Here is a 20,811-nt window from a genome sequence, read left to right on the forward strand (position 1 = left end):
GTTTCCGGCCCAGAGCCGGATCGGTTTTGGTCTGCACTGAAGCCACAGGGCCGTTCAGGGCTTCCGGGAACGCGCCGCGGCGAACCTGGCCGCCGCCTCGCGCAGATCCACGACGGGCGGCGGGTAGTCCAGCGCCTTCCGTTCCTCGTCGGGCAGCGTCCACGGTTCGTGGACGTGCTTTGGTTCCACCGCGGCAAGTTCGGGCACGTAACGCTTGACGTAGGTGCCGTCCGGGTCGTAGCGGTGAGCCTGGGCCAGCGGGTTGTGCACGCGGTTAGGGCGGGTGTCGGTGCCCGTGCCGGCCACCCACTGCCAGTTCATCTGGTTGTTCACCAGGTCGCAGTCCACCAGCAGGTCGACGAAGTGCTGGGCGCCCAGCCGCCAGTCCAGGTACAGGGTCTTGCACAGGAAGCTCGCCGCGATCAGGCGGGCCCGGTTGTGCATCCAGCCCTCCCGGACGAGCTGGCGCATCGCCGCGTCGACGATCGGATAGCCGGTGCGGCCGTCCCGCCACGCTGCGAAGTCCTGGTCCGAGCGCCGCCAGCGGTCGTTCCGGGTGCGGTAGTCCTTCGTGGCCGACTCGGGACGGGCGGCCAGCACCTGGTGGTGGAAGTCGCGCCACGCGAGTTGGCGGGTGTACGCGCGGGCACCTTCGGACGCGGTGCCGGCGCGGTCCAGCAGTTCGGTCACCGACACCGTGCCGAAGTGCAGGTGCGGTGACAGGTGCGAGGTGGCGTCGTCGGCCAGTGCGTCGTGCAGGTCTGCGTAGTCGTCCACGCCGGTGCGCACCCAGTTCGCCATCAGCTTGCGTCCGACGGTCTCACCGCCTGAGGCCAGGTCCGGTGACGGGGTGCCGTCGTGGAGCCTGCCCGGCGGCTCACCGCTGATCTCGGGCAAGGTCAGCCGCGGCGCGCGCAGGACGCCTCGGCGGTGCACGGTCTCCCACTTGCGGAAGTACGGGGTGAACACCGCGAAGTGGTCACCACCGCCGGACGGGGTGAGGGACAGCGGCGGGACGGCGTTGATCGACGCGTCGTGCACGCGCAGGTCCACCCCCAGCGCCTCCAGGGATTCCTCACGGCGGCGGGCGTACCGGCTGACGTCGGCGGCGAGGTGGATCTCGGTGACGTCGTGGGCGCGGACGATCCTGGCGACCTCGTCGACGATCTTTCCCTTGCGCAACACCAGTTTTCCGCCGCACTCCCGCAGCGACCGGTCCAGGTCGGCCAGGCAGTCGGACAGGAACGCGGCGCGGTTGGCGTTGAAGAACGCCGACGAGACGATCGCGTCGTCGAGCACGAACAGAGGGATGCACCGGTCCGCCGCGGCCGCGGCGTGCAGCACCGGGTTGTCGTGGACCCGCAGGTCACGGGTGAACAGGGCGATCGACGTCGTCACCGGTGAGCGGTACCCGACGGCCCGGCTCGGCAACCGCGACGTCATGCGTTCGTGGACGGACGGTTGCGCCCACCCGGAAGTGGGCACGTCATGCGGGTGACGACCGACGAAGACGGGCAGCCGACGAGGTGCCTCGTGATGGGCGCGACCGGGCACCTCGGGTCGCGCCTCGTGCCCGAGTTGCTCAGGCACGGCCACCAGGTGGCCGTGCTGGTGCGCGACAGTGCGCAGGCGGCGCAGTTCGCCACCAGGGTGATGGTGCACGCCGGTGATGCCACGGACCCGCACGCGGTCCGGGAAGCGTTGGCGGGCAACGACATCGTGTACTTCCTCGTGCACTCGCTGGACCGGCCGGACTTCGCGGGCGTCGACGCCGAGGCCGCCGCCGTGCTGGCCGGGGCGGCGGCGGACGCGGCGGTGCGGCAGATCGTCTACGTCGGCGGACCGCGCCCCGGCTCCCCCGGCGTGTCCGCGCACCTCGCCTCACGGGCCGAGGTCGGCGACGTCCTGGCCGCGGGGCGGGTGCCCGCACTCGTGCTGCAGGCGTCGATGATCATCGGTGCCGGCTCGGCGAGCTTCGAGCTGCTGCGGTCGTCCGCGCGGCTCACGCCGTGGGTGCCGGTGCCGTCGTGGATGCGCAACACCAGCAGGCCGGTCGCGGTCGCGGACGTGGTGCACTTCCTGGTTGCCGCGGCGGACCTCCCGGAACCGGTCGGCGGCGTGTTCGACGTGCCGGGCCCGGAGCGGCTGAGCTACCTGGAGCTGGTGCAGCGGTGTGCGCGCGTGCTGCGGCTCCCGGTGCGGCTGCCGGTGCCCGCCCCCTTCTGGTCGCACAAGCTCGCCGCACAGGTCGCCGGACTGGTGACCCCGGTGCGCGCGGCGGTCGCGGAACCGCTGTTCGCGTCGCTGGAGCACGACCTCGCGGCGGACGGTCCACTCGCCACCGACGTGCTGCCCGCACCACCCGGCGGCATGACCAGCGTCGACAACGCCATCCGCGCCGCGACGGAACCGGAGGCCGAGAAGGACGGTGGCGAGGTGTTCACCGAGGAACGGACGGTGCTGACCGAGGCGTCACCGGAAGACGTCTGGCGCACCGTGAACACGTTGGGCGGCAAGGACGGCTGGCACACCATCCCTCTCGTGTGGACGGTCCGGGGTGCGATCGACCACCTGCTCGGCGGCATCGGGCTGTACCGCGGCCGGGCACCCGAGGTCGGCGAAGGCGACGTGGTCGACTTCTGGACCGTCGTGCACCGCGACGACGAGGCGAGGCAGCTGGTGTTGCGGGCGGACATGAAGATGCCCGGCCGCACGCTGCTCGACATGCGCGTGGATCGCGAGGGTGATCGCACGCGGTATCGGCAGAAGATCACGTTCACCGCCGACGGCCTGCTGGGCCAGCTGTACTGGGTGGCGCAGAAGCCGTTGCACGACGTCGTGTTCGCCGCGATGGCGCGCGGGATCGTCCGGAAGGCGTCTGCGGCATGATCTGCCCATGCGCAGCTCACTGTTCAACCACGAGGAGCGGGCCGTCGAGCCCGGAAGCTTCCAACTGCAGAACGAACGCATGCTCAAGGTGGACCTCACCGGCAGCGGCGGGTTCTTCTACGCCAAGCAGGGATCGATGGTCGCCTACCAGGGCGACGTCGACTTCGCCTACGAGGGCAGCGGTGGTCTCGGCAAGCTGTTCAAGAAGGCCTTCACCGGTGAGGGCATGTCGCTGATGAAGGTGTCGGGCAGCGGCGACGTCTTCCTCGCCCAGGACGCCGACGAGATCTTCGTGCTGTACCTGGAGGACGAGGGCGTCACGGTCAACGGCAAGAACGTGCTCGCCTTCGACAGCACCCTCAAGTGGGACATCAACCGCACCGAAGGCGCGTCGATGCTCAGCGGCGGTCTGTTCAACACCACGTTCACCGGCACCGGCGCGCTGGCCATCACCGCCTACGGCACCCCGGTCGTGCTGAACGTGGACCAGCCGACGTTCGTCGACATGCAGTCCGCCGTCCTGTGGTCCACCTCGCTGCAGTCCACGATCCGCAAGACGGCCAAGCTCGGTGCCGTCATCGGCCGCGGCTCCGGTGAGGCGTACCAGCTCGCGTTGTCGGGTCAGGGCATCGTCGTGGTGCAGGCCTCGGAAGGCCACCCCGTCCCGACCGCGCAGTAGTGCTCAGGCGAACGCAGCCGAGGACACTTCTCGGCTGCGTCGCTCATCGGACGCGGTCTCCGGCGATCCACAGTCCGGCGATGTTCCGCGTGGCCGTGAGGTCGCCGTCGACCAGGAGCAGATCCGCGCGCTTCCCTGCCGCGATCACCCCGCGGTCGCCGAGGCCGAAGACCTGTGCGGGCAAGGAAGTCGCACTCGCGAGCGCTTCGCCCGGAGTCAGACCTGCGGCAATCAGGAGTTCGAGCTCGTGGTGCATCGACTCGCCGTGCTTCGGGGCGAACGGCGCTCCGGTCGCCGAGTTCGAGTCCGTCCCGGCCAGCAACCGGATGCCGGAGTCGTGGAACGCGGTCACCGTGTCGCGCGCGTGCTCGTAGCGGAAACCGGCGCCGGCGAACAGCTTCGCGGTGCCTTCCATCATCGTCAGCGTCGGCACCGACACCATCCCGATCTCTCGCATCCGCGCGATGGTGTCGTCGTCGAGGACGGCGTCGAGCGGCGCGTGCGTGCTGACGTCCGCACCGGACTCCACGGCGACGCGGAACGCGCCCGTCGTGACGGAGTGCGCGACGACGAGGAGGTCGTGTTCGTGAGCGGCCTGCACGAGGGCGTTCACGGTCGCCTGGTCCATGCCCTCGGGCGGTGCGGCCTCGGTGACGATCTTGATGTAGTCGGCGCCGTCGGCGACGCGCCGGTCGACGAACGCCCGCGCCTCGTCCGGGCCGGTCACGATCCCCTCCGCCGGAAAGCCCGGCATCCGCGCGTGGTGACCGCCCCGCGCGACCACCGGGATCGTGGCGCTCAGGATCTGCGCCACGCCTCTCTGCCGCCGCATCTCATCGACGAACGCGAGCGGCCAGGCGCCCATGTCCAGCCCCGTCGTGACGCCCCAGCGGGCGAGGTCCTCAAGATCCGCCCGGCCGCGCACGGTGTGCACGTGCGCGTCGATCAGGCCCGGCAACAGCACGCCTCCCGCCGCGTCGGCGACCGTGTCGGCCGCGGCGGTGTCGTCCGCGAGGACCGACTCCCCGAACACCACCCGCCGGGGCTCGCTCACCACCGAGCCGTCGAACACCCGGACGTTCTCGATCGCCGTCGTCATCGCGCCTCCCAATTTAGCTTTTACAAAAGCTATCACGAAAGGCGTCTGATAGGATCCAGGCATGTCCGCGCTGTCACTCGCCCAGCACGCCGTCAGGCTGCAAACGTTGCTGGAGCGGCACATCACCGAGGTGCTCAAGAAGCACGGACTGTCCCGCAGCGAGCTCGACGTGCTGGGAGCCCTGGCCTCGTGCGGTGATGCCGGCGCACGCCCGCAGGAGCTCTCCTCACAGCTGCTGCTCACCACCGGCGGCATCAGCAACATCCTGCGCAGGCTTCAGAACGACGGGCACATCACGCGCGAGGCGAACCGCACCGACGCACGAAGCAACATCGTGCGCCTCACCCCGCAAGGACTTGACGTCGCGCGAGAGGCCGGGACGGCCGTCACCGAGGTGATCAGCCGGGTCCTCGCCCCCGCCGATCGATCCGTGATCGACACCGCCGCCGAACTCCTGCACCAGGTCCTCGTCGCCCTCGACGAGGACTCACCGGTGCACCGCGACCTCACCCCCTGACGCCCGCGCCGCACGCGCGGCCAGTTCGGCGAAGGCGCCACGCAGTTCCGGTGGCCCGACGACCTCGATCTCGGCGTCGAAGCGCGCCAGCCGGGCGGCGAGCGCGGCCCACGACCAGGAACCGGCCACCAGCCTCGTCCTGGCAGGAGCCACCTCCTCGGCGGTGCCGTCTCCCGCGAACAGCGCCACCTCGGCCAGTGGAAGGCCGAGAACGACCTCGCCCCGGCAAGGCCAGGCGTCGGCACCGGCGGAGCCCTTGAACCGGGCGGACAGGAACGCCGCGACGTCGCCGCCGGGCACCTCCCGCCGGGTGAAACGGGGACCGGTGGGCACGCGGAGCGTCATCCGGTCCACGCGGTAGGTGCGCCAGTCCTGCCGTTCGCCGCTCCACCCGAGGAGGTACCAGCGGCCGCTCCGGACGACGAGGTGGTGCGGCTGCACGCGCCGAGGGGGTTGCGGCTCGGCGTCGTCCGGGCGGCCCGGCGAGTGGTAGTCGAACCTCAGCTCCTCCCGGTTGCGGATGGTGCTGCTCAAGGTGAGCAGCACCTCGGTGTCCACCCGAGGGGACGTTGCGCCGGCCGCGGTGATCTCCAGCGCGTCGACGCGGCGGCGCAGCCGGGACGGCATCACCTGACGCACGGTCACCAGGGCTCGTGCGGCGGCTTCCTCGATGCCGGCGCCCGCGCTCACCGCGATCCGCAGCGCCACGGCGAGCGCGATGGCCTGCTCCTCGTCGAACAACATCGGTGGCATCTGACTGCCGGCTTCGAGCCGGTAGCCGCCGTCGGGTCCCTTGACCGCGTGCACGACGTAACCGAGCTCGCGCAGCCTGTCGACGTCACGGCGCACCGTCCGTTCGCTGACGGCCAGGCGCTCGGCGAGCAGGCCCCCCGGCCAGTCGCGGCGCGCCTGCAGCATCGACAGCAGCGCCAGCAGGCGCGCGGAGGTGGTCGTCGAGGAAGCCGTCGGCATGGTCCTGAGTCTGGCAGGAGAAGCGGACGTTCTCTGTCCTCTACCGCTGACATCGTGGTTCTTGTCGCCGGAGCCCTCCGGCGGCGAGAACCACTCGTGAAGGACCGGACACCATGTCGCTCAACGCAGTCGCCCACCTCAACTTCCGCGGCCAGGCCGGGGAGGCCCTGGAGTTCTACCGGTCGGTGTTCGGCGGACAGGCCACCATCGCCACCTACGCCGACTTCGGCATGCCCGCCGACCTGCCCGGCGCCCGGAACGTGGTCTTCGGCCAGGTCGTCGCGGACAACGGCTTCCGGGTCATGGCCTACGACGTGCCCGGCGAGAACGTCCCGTTCGTGCAGGGCGAGCCCACCACGCACCGGGCGAACGGCACCACGATCACCACGGAGCCGTTCTTCCTCTCCGTGCGCGGCGACTCCGTCGAGGAGGTCGCCACCCTGTGGAAGGGCCTCGCCGAGGGCGCCGCGGTGATCGAGGAGTTCGGCCCCGCGCAGTGGGCGCCGGGCTTCGGCATGCTCACCGACCGGTTCGGCGTGACGTGGATCCTCGACGTCGCGGCCGACCACGCGTGAGTTCCTAGAACGCCGTCAGGATCTGGTGGTTCCACCACAGGTCGAGCTTGTCGAGGGTGTCGATGTCGCCCGGCTTCTTCAGCGTGCCGATGGTGAGGCTCCTGGTGTCGACCCACCAGACCTGGGCGGTGCCGCCGTCGAGGAAGCAGGTGGTGTACTCGTTCGGCAGCGGGCCGGCGGTGTCGCGGTAGAAGAGCGCGTAGTGGATGGGGTCGGACTTCGGCCGGCACCCGCCGCGCTCGTCCATCCGCGGGATGCCCCGGCTCGTGACCAGTGCCAGGAAGAACGCGTTCTGCTTGGCCTGGTCGGCGAACAGCCGGAACTCGGCCTCGGCGGGCGGTGGGGCCCACGGGTCCTGGACGGTCACGGTGGTGCAGCGGACGGTGGCGACCGTGTCCTTGTCGAGAGCGATGGGCGCGCAGGACTTGGCGCTCTGGTAGACGGTCGGCAAGGCGGCCATCAGCGCGTCGTCCTGCGGCGTCCGCGTCCGGGTGGCGCTCGTGGTCGCGGTGGCGGTCGTCGTCGTGGTCGTGCTGGTCGGGGTGCTGCTGGACGTGCCGGACCCGAGGGTCTTGTCGCCGTTCCCGATGATCAGCACCGTCGTGACCAGCCCGGCCACGACCGCGAGGGCGCCGGCGGCGAGGGCGACCCGCTTGGCGGGGCCGGACCTGGTACGGGTTCGGGGGTACGGCAGCGGGTTCACGGCCTGTTGCGGGCCGGTCGTGATGTGCTGGGCCGGTGCCCAGGGCTGGGGTGTGGGTGTGGACGGCTGGGGGAACTGCGGGCGGCCCTGCGGAACCGGCGCGACGGGCCGTGGCCAGCCTGCCGGGGGTGCGACCTGCCCGCCTGGCGGGGTCGGAGGTGCGGGCTGTCCCGCGGGAGAGATCGCGCCGCCGACCAGCCCACCTGGCGGAGTCGGTGCCACGTACCCACCCGGCGGGGTCGCGGGTGCGACGTGCCCACCCGGCGGGGTCGGAGGGGCGGGCTGTCCCGCGGGAGAGATCGCGCCGCCGACCAGCCCACCTGGCGGAGTCGGTGCCACGTACCCACCTGGCGGAGTCGGTGCTACCTGCCCGCCCGGCGGGGTCGCAGGTGCGGCGTGCCCACCCGGCGGGGTCCGAAGGGCGGGCTGTCCCGCGACCGGAGTCGCGCCGCCGATCAGCCCGAGTGGTCCGGCGGACGCGGCCAGTGCCTCGGCCGCCGCCCGTGCGAACGCGCCCGCCGTGGCGTAGCGGTCGGCCGGGTTCTTGGCCATGCCCTTGGCGATGACCTCGTCCAGCGCCGCGGGAACAGCCGGGTTCAGCGGGGACGCCTTGGGCGGTGCCTCGTTGAGGTGCGCCCAGATCTGGGCGGCGGTGCCGTCGGCGGTGAACGGACGGCGGTTCGTCAGGCAGGCGAACAGGACGCACGCCAGGGCGTACACGTCCGCGCGGCCGTCCACCGGGCCGCTCTCGAAGCGTTCCGGGGCCATGTAGTCGAGGGTGCCGACCACGGAGCCGGACGCGGTCAGGCTCGTCGCGGCCGGTGAGACGCTGCGGGCGATGCCGAAGTCCACCAGGTACACGAAGTCGCCGGAGGTCACGAGGACGTTCGAGGGCTTCACGTCGCGGTGCACGAGACCGTCTGCGTGCGCGGCGTCCAGGGCGCTCGCCACCTGGTCGACGATGCGCACGGCCCGTGCCGGTTCGACGGTGCCCTCGCGGATCACGTCCGACAGGTCGGCGCCCTCCACCAGCCGCATGTCGAGGTAGAGGCGGTCGTCGATCTCGCCGTAGGCGTGGATGGGGATGACGTGCGGTTCGCGCAGCCGGGCGACGATCTGCGCCTCGCGGCGGAAGCGGGCTCGGTAGTCCTCGTCGTCGTGGTAGCCGGGCGACAGCCTCTTGAGCGCCACGAACCGGTCGTGCGCCGTGTCGTAGGCCCGGTGCACCTCGCCCATCCCGCCGCGACCGAGCAGCTGCTCGATCCGGTACGGCCCGAACGTCTCCTGCGTCATCGTCCTCGTGTCCCGCGCGTCTCGTCCGTTCGAGTCGACGCGCGCCGGCCGCCGCGCGTTCCACCGGAGTGCAGCCTACAAATCCGCGTGCCCGCCGGTTCGCGCAGGACGCGGTCACACGTTCGGCCGTTGTGCCGGGCGGCCGGGTGGGTGAGGGTTCGGCGGTGGCGATCAAGAAGCGGCGCGCCGGTGGGGTCTCGGGTCGGGTCCGGCGGGGGTGGGAGGTGGTCACCACCTCGCTGGCGCTGCTGACCGGCGTTTACCTGATCCTCACCACGATCGAGCCGACCCGGATCGTGCTGGAGCGCTACGTCGGCAAGCTCGACCTGCAGGGACTCGTCGCGCTGGTCGCGGTGATGCTGGAGATCGCCACCATTGCGATCTACCAGCACGGCAGGGATGTCCGTGAGTTGAAGGCCCTCGTGACCGAACGCGAACGGCAGGACGTCACGCACTCCCTCACCGACGTGCTGGCGGCCACGGGACAGCCCGGCATCGGGCGGCGGGCCCGGCGGCTGGAGGTGCTGGGGCTGACGCTCAACACCACGTGGCCCGCACTGGCCACGTGGCTCACCTCGGGCGAACGGCCGCACGGCTGGCACGTCACGCTGTACGGCCTGGATCCGGACTTCGTCGCGCGGTCCGGCGAACTGCCCGCCGAGTGGGCCGGCGAGGCGCGGCGCAGCCAGGAGCGCATCCGGTCGTTCCTCACCGAGGAGGCCGACGAACTGGCCCGGCGGCGGATCACCGTGGAGCTGCGGGCCTACGCGTGCGTGCCGATCGTGCACGGCTTCCGGTTCGGCGACGGCACGGTGTTCCTGTCCTACCTGCAGTGGACGGAGAACGGGCGCATCCGGCCGTTCGAGTTCTACGACCGGATCGGCACCGACGACCGCTCCCCTCGCGCGGGGCACTACCGGGACCTGTTCGACAGCTGGCTGCACCGGGCAGTCACCAAACAGGTCCGCCCGGCGGGGTCACCGGACGGGCAGCGGCAGGACGCGCGCCAGCACGGGCACCGTGGCGGCGGCGACGACGGTGTGCATCGCGATCAGCGCGACTGAGTTCACCACGGAGGCGCCTCCCGCGAGGATGCCGAGGTCGGGAATCCACGAGAGCACGACGACGACCGGCACGAGGACGCGCAGCACTCGCCGCGGGTCGCGGGCGAAGCGGCGCACGAGGTACCAGCCGAGCGTGCCGAGCAGGACGCCGATCACCGTGGCGGGCGCGTACTCCGCGAGAGCGAGGCCCATGCGTTCGGTGCCCGCCGGGACGAACCTGCCCGCGACGAAGGCGATCAGGGCGTTGACCGCGATCGAGACCACGGCGGAACCCAGGAGACCGACGACGACCTCTCCGGTGCTGGGCGCGAGAACTGAGGAGCGAGCCGGGAAGCTGGTGTCGGCCATGGGCCCGTCCTTCGGTAGGCTGAATTGCAAGCGGTCACTTGCAAACAAGGTAGCCATCCGGTCACGCTGATGCAAGTGCTCACTTGCATACATCGAGGAGGGTGCGTGGCCGGCCGGGTGACCGACGAGACGGTGTTCGACGCGGCGCTGGCGGTGATCGCCGAACAGGGGTACGAACGGGCGACCACCCGCGCGATCGCCGACGCCGCCGGGATCAACGAGGCGACGCTGTTCCGCCGGTTCACCTCCAAGCAGAACCTGCTGCGGCAAGCCGTGCGCAGCAACTTCACGGGCTTCGCCCTCGACCTCGACGCACCGGGCGACGACGTGACCGCCGACCTCGTCACGATCGTGAGCTACTACTCCCGGCTCTACGAGACGCGCGGTGGCGTGGTGCTCACCCTGATGCGGGAGGCGAAGTTCAGCCCGGAGGTGGCCGCGGTCCTCACCGAACCGGAGAAGCTGCTGGAACGGGTCGACGCGGTGATCCTGCACCACCAGCGACGAGGCGCCCTCGTCGTCGAGCCACCGCGACACACGTTCTTCGCGCTGGTCGGACCGGTGATGATGCGGGCCATCGCGCGGCGGGTGGACCAGCGGGCCACCCAGACGCCCGCCGATCCCGAGACCGTGGTGCGCCGGTTCCTCGCCGGACACCGGCCGGGCTGAGGCGTCGCTACTCGGGCAGGACGGAGGCCATGGCGGCGAGGAGTTCCTCGGGGGACTCGACCTGCGGCAGGTGGCCGGTGCGGGGAAGCAGCGTGAACGTCGCCGACGGGATCGCGGCCGCGCAGGCCTTGCCGTAGGCGGGATCGACGATGCGGTCGCTCTCGCCCCACAGCACGTGGACGGGGATCTTCACGTCGGCGAGCCGGCCGAGCAGCGAGGGGTCCGACATGGACGGTCCGGCGTAGCCGATGAGCGCCCGCACGTCCGGACTGGGGCCCGTGCCGCCCGCGGGTGGCACGGGCAGCTTGGCGGGGTCGTGGAACGAGAACGAGCGGATCTCGGCGGCGCTCAGGCCGCGGACGTCGGTCATGGGGTGGCCGTCGACCACGACGCCGATCCCGTTGACGATCACCGCGGCGCTGACGCGCGGGCTCGCGCACAGCGCGATCTCGGCGGCCAGCCAGCCACCGAACGAGTTGCCGACCACCACGACGTCCGTGAGGTCCTGCTCGTCCAGCATCGCGACGTAGTACCGCGCCAGCTCGCGGACGCCGGTCAGTCCGGCCGGTGTGGGGGTGCCGCCGAACCCGGGATGGGTGGGCGCCAGCACCTCGGCTTGGGTGCGGTCGGCCAGCAACGCGGCGAACGCGGTCATCGTGGAGGCGCCGCCCCCGCCGTGCAGGAGCAGGTACGCCTGAGTCATATAAGCAAACTTAGATAAGGAGGCTTATATAAGCAAGATTCGTTAAGCTGACCGGCGTGAAGCACCGTCCAGCCGACGTCGCGCTCGCCGTGAAGCGCCTGCAGCACCGCCACCACCGCGCACTGAGCCAGGCACTGGCGCCGCTCGGACTGTCCCTGGTGCAGTGGGACACCCTGCGCCACCTGGACCGCCGGCCGGACGCCTCGCTGCACGACCTCGCGGTGCTGACGTTCCAGACCGACCAGTCGTTCGGCTCACTGGCGGTGCGCATGGCCGATCGCGGGCTGATCGAGCGGGTTCCGGGTCCGGGACGAGCCGTGCGCCACCGCCTCACCGAAGAGGGCGCCCGGCTGCGAGCCGAGGGGCAGGCCCTGGCCGACGGCATCGTCGAGTCGTCGTTCAGCCGGCTGTCGGCCGCGCAGCTCGACCACCTGGGCGATCTGCTGCAGACCGCGCTCGGGAGCGACCAGGACTGACGTCAGTCCTTTGTGGACACTGACGGCGTTTGTCGTGACGGCTGTTCGGGTGGTTTCTCGTCGCCACACTCGATGTTCATTTCGTTGCTCATTGACAGATCGCGCGCGGACTCGACACGCTGCACCTCCCTGTGATCGAAAGGTGCCGCTTGTCATGAAGCTCCGTTTCGTCTTACCGGTCCTCGCCCTGCTCTCCGCCGTGGTCGTCACCCCTGCCGCGGCAGCGGAGGCGGACCCCGTGTCGGCCGCCGACGCCTGCTACACCTGGGGACGCACCCTGTCGGAGGGAGCGTCGGGCGAGGACGTGCGCCAGCTGCAGATCCGGGTCGCCGGCTACCCCGGTTACGGCGGCGTGCTGGGTCTCGACGGGCAGTTCGGGCCCGCCACCAAGGCGGCCGTGACCCGGTTCCAGCAGGCCTACGGCCTCGGCGCCGACGGCATCGCCGGGTCCGCGACGTTCTCGAAGCTCTACGCGTTGCAGGACAACGACTGCACGCCGATCAACTTCTCCTACGACGAGCTGAACAACTGCAACTCCGACTGGTCGGGCGGCAACGTCTCGGCGGCGACCGCACGCGCCAACGCCCTGGTGTCCATGTGGAAGTTGCAGGCGATGCGGCACGCCATGGGAGACAGGCCGATCGACGTCAACGGCGGCTTCCGCAGCGTCTCGTGCAACAACGCCGTCGGCGGCGCGTCCGGAAGCCGGCACCTCTACGGCGACGCCGTCGACCTGGGCGCCGGAGCGCAGGGCTTCTGCGCGCTGGCGAAGCAGGCCCGCAACCACGGCTTCAACGAGATCCTCGGCCCGGGCTACACCGGCCACAACGACCACGTGCACGTCGCGCACAAGTCCAGCCGCTTCTGGTCCGCACCGAGCTGCGGCATCTAGTCACACGTCACCGACACGACGGCTCCCGCGCGGGAGCCGTCGTTCACTCCCCCGCCGCCTGCGCCCGCGGGGGCACCGCGAACCACTCCAGCTCGGCGGCGAGCATGCCGAGCTGGAACCTCGACTGCACGCCGAGCATCGACTGCAGGCGTGCGATGCGCCGGTTCAGGGTGCGCAGACTGACGTCCAGCTCGCGCGCGATCGCGCGGTCGGTCGCGCCGGTGCGCATGAGCCACAGCAGGCGCTGAGTCGCCATCGTGGGCTCCTGGCCCACGGTCAGGTGGGAGACCACCCCCGGTGTTACGCGGGTCACAGTCATTGGGCGACTGTATGTCGGACTATTGGCGGCCGTCAATCAAAAGTCCGTACTTAGCTGTCAAATGGCGCGCATCTTCAGGATGAAAGCCGCCATTACCGGGGCATGCGTGATCGCTGCCCCTCGGCGGGACAGGTATCCGTGGAAGCGACGCGCCTAGGTGGCGCTGGAGGAAAGCCGCACTTCAGGCACGGCGCTACCGGCGGCGACCTCGCCCAGCCGCGCGTCCAGCACCTCGGGTGACAGCACGTGCCGCACGACCATGGCCGCCGCGCCCAGGGCACCGGCGGTCACACCGGCACCCGACGCGACGATGCGGAGGTTCTCCGTGGCCAGCGGCAGCGAGCGGCGGTAGATCGACTCGCGCACGCCCGCCAGCAGCATCTCGCCCGCCTCCGCGAGGAGGCCGCCGATGACCACGAGCGACGGGTTGAACATGCTCACGCAGCCGGCGAGGACCTCGCCGATGTCCCTGCCCGCCTGTCGCACGACGCGGCCCGCCTCGAGGTTGCCGGCCCGGACCAGGGCGACCACGTCGGCCGTCGAGTCCGCGGGGTGGCCCAGGTCGCGCAGCTTCGCGGCCAGTGCGGGGCCGGCGGCGACCGCTTCCAGGCAGTCGGTGTTGCCGCAGCGGCAGACCGCCTCACCGCCCTGCGGCACCCTGATGTGGCCGAGGTCGCCCGCGGCACCCGCCGCGCCGCGGTGCAGGACGCCGTTGCTGATCAGGCCGGCGCCGATGCCGGTCGCCGCCTTCACCACGATCATGTGCCGCACGTCCGGGTGCGAGGCGGTGTGCTCGCCCAGGGCCATGAGGTTGACCTCGTTGTCGACCAGGACCGGCACGCCGAACTCCGCCGCGATGGCCGCGGGGACGTCGAAGCCGTCCCAGCCCGGCATGATCGGCGGGTTGTTCGGGCGGCCGGTGGAGTGCTCGACCGGGCCGGGCAGGCCGATGCCGACGCCCGCGATCTCCGCGGCGTCGACGGTCAGCAGCAACGAGCGCCAGGTCGTGACGAGGAGCGGGAGTATGGCCTCCGGGCCGTCGGCCACGTCGAGGTCCACCTGCTCGACGGCCAGCAGCTGACACGCCAGGTCGGAGATCGCGACGGTGGCGTGGGTGGCGCCCACCTCGGCCGCGAGCACGAGGTGGGCGGAGGGGTTGAAGCCGAACCTGCCGGCCGGACGGCCGCCGGTCGACTCCCCCGTGCCGCTGCCGGTCACCAGCCCGGCGGCCACCAGCAGGTCGAGCCTGGCGCGCACGGTGGAACGGGCGAGGCCGGTCGCGGCCACGATCTCCGCTCGGGTGCGCGGGCTGCCGTCCATCAGCATGCGCAGCACTGCGGCCGGCGAACCCGCCTCGACACCCAAGGTGCTCTCCATCGAACAATTGTCACATCGGCAGGGGAAGGTGCTTCGCGGTCGTCACCCGCTAGGGCCTGTATCGAAGTCTGGTTCGATGAGGGTCGCGCTTGAGGTGGTTCCTGGTGGTGCGGGCGAACGGCCTGCGTACCGGTGTTGTACGTGGGCCGTTCGGCCGTGCCGCCAGGGGCCGCCTCGGGCCCGGCTGTCGCGGATCAGACTTCGATAGAGGCCCTGGAGCTGAACGCGGCGTCGAACGAGGCCGACGGCGGGTCGAAGGCGTTGCGGCGGATGAACTCCAGCGCCTCGGGGGCACCGGTGAGCCGGTCCATCCCCGCGTCCTCCCACTCGACGCTGATCGGGCCGGAGTAGCCGATGGTGTTGAGCATCCGGAACGACTGCTCCCACGGCACGTCACCGCGTCCGGTCGAGACGAAGTCCCAGCCGCGCCGCGGGTCCGCCCACGCCAGGTGCGAGCCGAGGCGCCCGTTGCGGCCGTTACCGACCTGGCGCCGGGCGTCCTTGCAGTCGACGTGGTAGATCCGGTCGCGGAAGTCCCACAGGAACCCGACCGGGTCGAGGTCCTGCCAGACGAAGTGCGACGGGTCCCAGTTGAGGCCGAACGCGGGCCGGTGCCCGATCGCCTCCAGCGCCCGGACGGTGGTCCAGTAGTCGTAGGCGATCTCGGACGGGTGGACCTCGTGCGCGAACCGCACGCCCACCTCGTCGAACACGTCCAGGATCGGGTTCCAGCGGTCGGCGAAGTCCTGGTAGCCCGCGTCGATCATCGAGGCGGGCGCCGGCGGGAACATCGCGACGGCCTTCCAGATCGACGAGCCCGTGAAACCGACGACGGTGTCGACGCCGAGCCTGGCCGCGGCCCGCGCGGTCGCCTTCATCTCCTCCGCCGCCCGCTGCCGCACCCCCTCGGGGTCGCCGTCACCCCAGTTGCGGGCGGACAGGATGCCCTGGTGCCGCTCGTCGATGGGGTCGTCGCAGACGGCCTGGCCGGTGAGGTGGTTGGAGATCGCCCACACCTTCAGGTCGTGCTTGGCGAGGATCGCGAGCCGGTCCGCGACGTAGTCGTCGTCCTCCGCGGCCCGCCACGGGTCGAGGTGGTCGCCCCAGCAGGCGATCTCCAGGCCGTCGTAGCCCCAGCCGGAGGCCAGCCGGGCGACCTCTTCGAACGGCAGGTCGGCCCACTGGCCCGTGAACAGCGTGATCGGACGTGCCATCTCCGGTCTCCCCTTCTCAAACCTGCTGCCACGTGCGGGATTCGGCGCTGGCCTCGACGGCGGCGAGGACCTGCTGCACCCGCAGTCCGTCGGCGAACGTCGGCGTGGGGTCGGTGCCCGCGGCCACCGCCCGCACGAAGTCGACGGCCTGGTGGGTGAACGCGTGCTCGTAGCCCAGGCCGTGCCCTGCCGGCCACCACGCGCCCACGTACGGGTGCTCCGGCTCGGTCACCATGATCCGGCGGAAGCCCGCGACGGCGGAGTCCTCGGTGCCGTCGAAGAACTCCAGCACGTTCATGTCCTCGAAGTCGAACGCCAGGCTGCCCTTCGAGCCGTTGATCTCGATGCGCAGCGCGTTCTTGCGGCCGTTGGCGAAGCGCGTGGCCTCGAACGAGCCGAGCGCGCCGCCGGCGAAGCGCGCCAGGAACAGCGCGGCGTCGTCCACGGTGACGGGACCGGTCTGCCCGGTCGCGGCGGTACCGGACAGACCGGAGTGCGTGGAGGCCAGCGGACGCTCCGGTACGAACGTCACCAGCGTCCCCATCACCTCGCTGATGGTGTCGCCGAGGACGAACTGGGTGGCGTCCACGATGTGCGCGCCGATGTCGCCCAGCGCGCCGGAGCCCGCCTTCTCCTTGTCCAGCCGCCACGACAGCGGTGCGGCCGGGTCCACGATCCAGTCCTGCAGGTACTGGGCGCGCACGTGGTGGACGCGGCCCAGCCTGCCCTGGGCGACCAGGTCGCGGGCCAGGCCCAGGGCGGGCACCCGCCGGTAGCTGAACCCGACCATGGCCCGCACCCCGCGCTGCGCGGCGCGTTCGGCGGCCTCGGCCATGGCGACGGCCTCGGCGACGCTGTTGGCCATCGGCTTCTCGCACAGCACGTGCTTGCCCGCGTCCAGGGCCGCGACCGCGATCTCGGCGTGCGTGTCACCCGGCGTGCAGATGTCCACCACGTGCACGTCGTCCCGGTCCAGCACGGACTTCCAGTCGGTCACGGCCTCCGCCCAGCCCAGGCGTTCGGCGGCGGCCGCGGTGCGCTCGGCGTCGCGGCCGCAGAGCACGGACATCACCGGTCGCAGCGGCAGGTCGAAGAAGCGTGGTGCGACCCGCCACGCCTGGGAGTGCGCGGCTCCCATGAAGGCGTGGCCGATCATCGCGATGCCCAGCTCCGGCGTCGTCACAATGCGGTCCTCTCGGTTTCTCAGGACTCGAAGGCGGTCGGCAGGTAGCGGTCGACGTTGTCCTTGGTGACGACCGGTGCGTAGAGCTGGACCTGCCGGGGGACCTCCACCTCGACCAGGTCGCCGAGGGCCTTGTTCTGCACGGCGAGCCGCGCGAGGCGGATGCCGTCGGCGCCCTGGGTGGACGGGTAGATCACGGTCGCCTTGTGCGGGCCGTTGTCCGCCTTGATCTCGCGCATCACGTTCGCCGACCCCGCGCCGCCGACCATGAAGAACTCGCTGCGGCCGGAGTTCTTGATGGCGGCGGTGACGCCGACGCCCTGGTCGTCGTCGTGGTTCCACAGGGCGTCGATCTTGGGTGCGGCCTGCAGCAGGTTCGCGGCGGCCCGCTCACCGCTCTCCACGGTGAACTCGGCGGCAACGCGGTTGCTGACCTTCAGCCCGCAGCCCGCGAGCGCCTCCGCGAAGCCCTTGCTGCGGTCCTGGGTCAGCGGCAGCGAGTCGATGCCGGCGATCTCCGCGACCACGGAGCCCGGCTTGTCCTTGAGCCGCTCGCAGACGTACGTGCCGGCGGACACGCCCATGCCGTAGTTGTCGCCGAGCACGGTGGACCGCGCCGCGAACGGGCTGTCGAACTGGCGGTCGACGTTGATCACGGTGATACCGGCCTTCATGGCCTTCAGCGCGACCGGGGTGAGCGCCGCGCCGTCGAACGGCAGCAGGACGATCGCGTCCACCTTGTCGTTGATGAACGTCTCGACCTGGCTGATCTGGAGGTTGGGGTCGTTGGTGCCCTCGACGACGCGCAGCTCGACGTCGGAGTACTTGCCGGCCTCCTTCTTGGCGGCGTCGGTGATCGCGGCCATCCAGCCGTGGTCGGCGGCCGGCGCGGAGAAGCCGATGACGACCTTCTTGCCCGGCTCGTCGTTGGCGACCTTCACACCGCCGCTCTGGTTCCCGCCGCCCTGGGGCTCGGGGGTGTTGCCCGTGCACGCGGTGAGCGCGACGCCGAGTGTCAGCACGGCGGCGAATCGAACGACTCTCTTGTGTTGCATGGGTTTCTATCTCCTCGGAGTGCGGCGGTGGTTGGGTCGCGGCCTCAAGCGCCGCTGCGTCGGGCGAGCCGCTGCTGGAGGAGGACGGCGACCACGATGATCGCGCCCTTCGCGACGGCCTGGGCGGAGATGGAGAGGTTGTTGAGGGTGAAGACGTTCGACAGCGTGGTGAAGATCAGGACGCCGAAGACGGTGCCGGCGATCGTGCCGCGGCCACCGGACAGCAGCGTTCCGCCGATCACGACCGCGGCGATCGCGTCGAGCTCGTACAGGCCGCCGTGGGTCGCGCTGCCGGTCGTGGTGCGGGCGATGAGCATGACGGCGGCGAGGCCGCAGCACAGGCCGAGCAGCGAGTAGAGCATCACGGTGTGGCGCCGCACGTCGATGCCCGCCAGCCGGGCCGCCTCCGGGTTGCCGCCGACGGCGAACGTCCGCCGCCCGAACGTGGTCCGGTTGAGCAGCACCCACCCGGCCACGGCGACCACCGCGAAGATCACCACGAGCACCGGCACCCCCAGCACCGACGCGTCGAAGAACGCGGCGAAGCCAGGCACGTTCACGATCTGCGTCTTGCGGTTGGAGATGATCTCGGCGAGACCGCGGGCGGCGGCCAGGCTCGCCAGCGTCGCGATGAACGCCACGACCCGCCCGTAGGCGATGAGCGCGCCGTTGACCAGTCCGCACGCACCGCCCACCAGCAACGCGGTGAACACCATGACGATCCAGTGCGTGTCGTTCGCTATCCCCTGCGTGGCAAGGGTGGTTGCCCACACCGAGGAGAGCGCGACGATCGCGCCCACCGACAGGTCGATGCCGCCGCCGGTGATCACGAACGTCATGCCGATGCTGACGACGCCGATCACCGCCGCGAGCCGCAGGATGGTGAGCAGGTTGTCGACGTCGGCGAACCGGTCGCCGGCGGTGACCACACCGCCGGCGCACAACAGGACCAGTGCGACCACGAGACCGGTGTTGCGCCCTGCCGGGGAGCCGAGCAGCGCCGAGATGCCGGACTCCTTCGCGACCGGGGGCGTCTGCTGCTGCGTGGGCACGGCGGCGGTGTCCTCGCTCATGCTGGCTGTCCTTCCATGACCAGGTCGAGGACCCGGGACTCGTCGATCTCGTCGGCCGGGCCGTCGTGCACCACGCGGCCCTCGCGCACCACCAGGACCCGGTCGGCCAGGCCCAGCACCTCCTCGACGTCGCTGGACACCACGACCACGGCGACACCGGAGTCGGCCAGCTGACGGACGAGCTCGTAGATCTCGCTGCGCGCACCCACGTCCACGCCGCGGGTGGGTTCGTCCAGCAGCAGCACGCGGCACTCCCGCATCAACCACCGCGCGAGCACGACCTTCTGCTGGTTGCCTCCGGACAGTCCGCGCACCACGCGGTCGACACCGGCCGGCCGGACGTCCAGCGCCTCGGTCAGCCGGCTCGAGCGGGCGCGTTCGGCGCGGTCGTCCAGGAACCCGAACTTCGCGAACGACGACATCGACGAGACGGTGATGTTGCGGTACACGGCCTGGTCCAGCAGCAGGCCCTGGCTCTTGCGCTCCTCGGGGCACAACCCCATCCCCGCGCGCACGGCGGCGCCTACGCTTCCTCGTCGCAGGCGCCTGCCGTCGACCTCAACGGTGCCCTCGGCCGCCTTGCGCGCGCCGTAGACGGTCTCCAGGATCTCCGAGCGTCCGGATCCCACGAGACCGGCGAGCCCGACCACCTCACCGGCGCGGACCGTGAGGTCCACACCGGCGAAGCGGTCGCCGTCGGCCAGTCCGCGCACCACCAGCACCTCGGGTGCGGCCGGGTCGAGAGGTGACCGCTGCGGGTACACGCTCTCCAGCACCCGCCCGGTCATCAACGAGATCAGCTCCGAGGTCTTCACCTCGCGCGCGGGCAGACCCGTCGCGACCGTGCGGCCGTCCTTGAGGACGGTCACCCGGTCACCGATCTCCCTGATCTCGGCCAGCCGGTGCGAAATGTAGATCACCGCCACCCCCTGGGCGGTGAGCTCCCTGATGACACCGAACAGGACCCGCACCTCGTCCGGGTCCAGCACGGCCGACGGCTCGTCCATGATCAGCAACTGCCCGTCCAGCGACAGCGCCCGCGCCATGCTGACCACCTGCTGGTGCGCCACCGACAACCGGCCGACGTCACGGTCGGGCGAGATGTCCCGGTGCCCCAGACGATCGAGCAGCGCACGGGTCCTGCGGCGCGCCTCGGCCCGCCGGCTGAAGCCCGCTGTGGACAGTTCGTGACCGAGGAACACGTTGTCCGCCACGGACAAGCCGGCCACGAGGTCGAGCTCCTGGTAGATGGCGGCCACACCGCTGCGCATCGCGGCCGTCGGGTTGCCGAACTCCACGACCTCGCCCCGCCAGCGGATCTCGCCCTCGTCGGGACGGTGCGCACCGGACAGCACCTTGATCAGCGTCGACTTGCCCGCGCCGTTCTGCCCGAGCAGGCAGTGCACCTCCCCCGCGCGGACGTCGAAGTCCACTCCCCCCAGCGCGGTCACGCCGGGAAAGCGCTTCACCAGCCCCTGCACGGACAGCAGCGCGTTCGCACGCGCGGGCGAGCTCACCATCGAGTCCTCCGGGGCTCCGGCAACCGTTGTGCCAGAAGGGAATTCGGCCTTACCGAAAACGACGCTAATGAGACGCCGGACCTGCGACAAGGTGGTCGGCGTGGCACATATCGGCCAAGTTTTCTCTTGACCGGCGCGGCCCGGGGAGCGTCGCCGCCCACGCCCCTGGTGCTCACGGGGTCCGGCAGGTT

At 71.0% G+C, this 20,811-nt stretch carries 21 protein-coding genes; 8 read left to right on the forward strand and 13 right to left on the reverse strand.

The genetic code is table 11. The features are described 5' to 3' along the window. Positions 1 to 54: 54 nt before the first annotated feature. Positions 55 to 1,485 (reverse strand): deoxyribodipyrimidine photo-lyase, encoded by a 1,431-nt coding sequence (locus AB0M48_RS31685; RefSeq protein ID WP_363848986.1) that lies wholly within the window; start codon positions 1,483 to 1,485, stop codon positions 55 to 57. A gap of 9 nt (positions 1,486 to 1,494) precedes the next feature. Here AB0M48_RS31685 and AB0M48_RS31690 point away from each other — a divergent pair, with 9 nt between their 5' ends. Both AB0M48_RS31690 and AB0M48_RS31695 read left to right on the forward strand, forming a co-directional pair. Then, a complete protein-coding gene (locus tag AB0M48_RS31690) occupies positions 1,495 to 2,889 on the forward strand; it encodes a DUF2867 domain-containing protein (protein WP_363848988.1) in 1,395 nt (464 codons plus the stop codon). A 7-nt stretch (positions 2,890 to 2,896) separates the two neighbouring features. Beyond that, entirely contained in the window at positions 2,897 to 3,568 is a 672-nt protein-coding gene (locus AB0M48_RS31695) for an AIM24 family protein (RefSeq protein WP_363848990.1), read from the forward strand. Positions 3,569 to 3,611: 43 nt separating this feature from the next. Here AB0M48_RS31695 and AB0M48_RS31700 read toward each other — a convergent pair whose 3' ends face one another. After that, on the reverse strand, positions 3,612 to 4,667 hold the full coding sequence (locus AB0M48_RS31700; protein WP_363848992.1) for an amidohydrolase family protein: 1,056 nt from the start codon (positions 4,665 to 4,667) through the stop codon (positions 3,612 to 3,614). Positions 4,668 to 4,728: 61 nt separating this feature from the next. Between AB0M48_RS31700 and AB0M48_RS31705 the strand changes: the two genes are divergently transcribed. Then, entirely contained in the window at positions 4,729 to 5,184 is a 456-nt protein-coding gene (locus tag AB0M48_RS31705; RefSeq protein ID WP_363848994.1) for a MarR family transcriptional regulator, read from the forward strand. Here AB0M48_RS31705 and AB0M48_RS31710 read toward each other — a convergent pair. Continuing rightward, the gene (locus AB0M48_RS31710; RefSeq protein WP_363848996.1) at positions 5,155 to 6,156 is read right to left on the reverse strand and encodes a WYL domain-containing protein; all 1,002 of its coding nucleotides are present in this window, start codon (positions 6,154 to 6,156) and stop codon (positions 5,155 to 5,157) included. The genes AB0M48_RS31705 and AB0M48_RS31710 overlap by 30 nt on opposite strands. Positions 6,157 to 6,269: 113 nt before the next feature. On the opposite strand from AB0M48_RS31710, the gene AB0M48_RS31715 reads away from it, so the two are divergent. Then, complete coding sequence (locus AB0M48_RS31715; RefSeq protein WP_363848998.1) at positions 6,270 to 6,731, forward strand: VOC family protein; 462 nt, start codon at positions 6,270 to 6,272, stop codon at positions 6,729 to 6,731. Between the two features lie 4 nt (positions 6,732 to 6,735). Here the strand turns inward: AB0M48_RS31715 and AB0M48_RS31720 are convergent, their stop codons facing one another. Then, a complete protein-coding gene (locus tag AB0M48_RS31720; RefSeq protein ID WP_363848999.1) occupies positions 6,736 to 8,727 on the reverse strand; it encodes a protein kinase in 1,992 nt (663 codons plus the stop codon). A 164-nt stretch (positions 8,728 to 8,891) separates the two neighbouring features. On the opposite strand from AB0M48_RS31720, the gene AB0M48_RS31725 reads away from it, so the two are divergent. Then, positions 8,892 to 9,791: a hypothetical protein gene (locus AB0M48_RS31725; RefSeq protein ID WP_363849001.1), complete on the forward strand. Its 900-nt coding sequence runs from the start codon at positions 8,892 to 8,894 to the stop codon at positions 9,789 to 9,791. On the opposite strand, the gene AB0M48_RS31730 is transcribed toward AB0M48_RS31725, so the two are convergent. Next, the gene (locus AB0M48_RS31730; RefSeq protein WP_363849002.1) at positions 9,705 to 10,139 is read right to left on the reverse strand and encodes a DUF6069 family protein; all 435 of its coding nucleotides are present in this window, start codon (positions 10,137 to 10,139) and stop codon (positions 9,705 to 9,707) included. The two genes, AB0M48_RS31725 and AB0M48_RS31730, sit on opposite strands and share 87 nt — an antisense overlap. Before the next feature lie 105 nt (positions 10,140 to 10,244). Here AB0M48_RS31730 and AB0M48_RS31735 point away from each other — a divergent pair, with 105 nt between their 5' ends. Further along, positions 10,245 to 10,808 (forward strand): helix-turn-helix domain-containing protein, encoded by a 564-nt coding sequence (locus AB0M48_RS31735; RefSeq protein WP_363849004.1) that lies wholly within the window; start codon positions 10,245 to 10,247, stop codon positions 10,806 to 10,808. Between the two features lie 7 nt (positions 10,809 to 10,815). On the opposite strand, the gene AB0M48_RS31740 is transcribed toward AB0M48_RS31735, so the two are convergent. Next, positions 10,816 to 11,511: an alpha/beta hydrolase gene (locus AB0M48_RS31740; protein ID WP_363849005.1), complete on the reverse strand. Its 696-nt coding sequence runs from the start codon at positions 11,509 to 11,511 to the stop codon at positions 10,816 to 10,818. A 56-nt stretch (positions 11,512 to 11,567) separates the two neighbouring features. Here AB0M48_RS31740 and AB0M48_RS31745 point away from each other — a divergent pair, with 56 nt between their 5' ends. Both AB0M48_RS31745 and AB0M48_RS31750 read left to right on the forward strand, forming a co-directional pair. Then, the gene (locus AB0M48_RS31745; RefSeq protein ID WP_363849006.1) at positions 11,568 to 11,987 is read left to right on the forward strand and encodes a MarR family transcriptional regulator; all 420 of its coding nucleotides are present in this window, start codon (positions 11,568 to 11,570) and stop codon (positions 11,985 to 11,987) included. A gap of 154 nt (positions 11,988 to 12,141) precedes the next feature. Beyond that, on the forward strand, positions 12,142 to 12,879 hold the full coding sequence (locus AB0M48_RS31750) for a D-Ala-D-Ala carboxypeptidase family metallohydrolase (protein WP_363849008.1): 738 nt from the start codon (positions 12,142 to 12,144) through the stop codon (positions 12,877 to 12,879). Between the two features lie 43 nt (positions 12,880 to 12,922). Here the strand turns inward: AB0M48_RS31750 and AB0M48_RS31755 are convergent, their stop codons facing one another. The 7 genes from AB0M48_RS31755 to AB0M48_RS31785 form a co-directional block, all read right to left on the reverse strand. Beyond that, positions 12,923 to 13,198, reverse strand: a complete 276-nt coding sequence (locus AB0M48_RS31755; RefSeq protein ID WP_363849010.1) for a LuxR C-terminal-related transcriptional regulator — start codon at positions 13,196 to 13,198, stop codon at positions 12,923 to 12,925. A gap of 153 nt (positions 13,199 to 13,351) precedes the next feature. After that, complete coding sequence (locus AB0M48_RS31760) at positions 13,352 to 14,575, reverse strand: ROK family transcriptional regulator (RefSeq protein WP_363849011.1); 1,224 nt, start codon at positions 14,573 to 14,575, stop codon at positions 13,352 to 13,354. Between the two features lie 194 nt (positions 14,576 to 14,769). Further along, complete coding sequence (locus AB0M48_RS31765) at positions 14,770 to 15,789, reverse strand: sugar phosphate isomerase/epimerase family protein (protein ID WP_363849013.1); 1,020 nt, start codon at positions 15,787 to 15,789, stop codon at positions 14,770 to 14,772. Positions 15,790 to 15,805: 16 nt separating this feature from the next. Further along, a complete protein-coding gene (locus AB0M48_RS31770) occupies positions 15,806 to 16,945 on the reverse strand; it encodes a Gfo/Idh/MocA family oxidoreductase (protein ID WP_363849327.1) in 1,140 nt (379 codons plus the stop codon). A gap of 47 nt (positions 16,946 to 16,992) precedes the next feature. Next, positions 16,993 to 18,027 (reverse strand): substrate-binding domain-containing protein, encoded by a 1,035-nt coding sequence (locus AB0M48_RS31775; RefSeq protein ID WP_319984927.1) that lies wholly within the window; start codon positions 18,025 to 18,027, stop codon positions 16,993 to 16,995. Positions 18,028 to 18,071: 44 nt separating this feature from the next. Further along, entirely contained in the window at positions 18,072 to 19,100 is a 1,029-nt protein-coding gene (locus tag AB0M48_RS31780; RefSeq protein WP_363849014.1) for an ABC transporter permease, read from the reverse strand. Further along, positions 19,097 to 20,617, reverse strand: a complete 1,521-nt coding sequence (locus AB0M48_RS31785) for a sugar ABC transporter ATP-binding protein (RefSeq protein ID WP_363849016.1) — start codon at positions 20,615 to 20,617, stop codon at positions 19,097 to 19,099. Before AB0M48_RS31785 ends, AB0M48_RS31780 begins: the two co-directional genes overlap by 4 nt. Positions 20,618 to 20,811 lie beyond the last annotated feature (194 nt).

Source organism: Lentzea sp. NPDC051208 (genome assembly GCF_040682435.1).
Lineage (GTDB): Bacteria > Actinomycetota > Actinomycetes > Mycobacteriales > Pseudonocardiaceae > Lentzea > Lentzea kristufekii.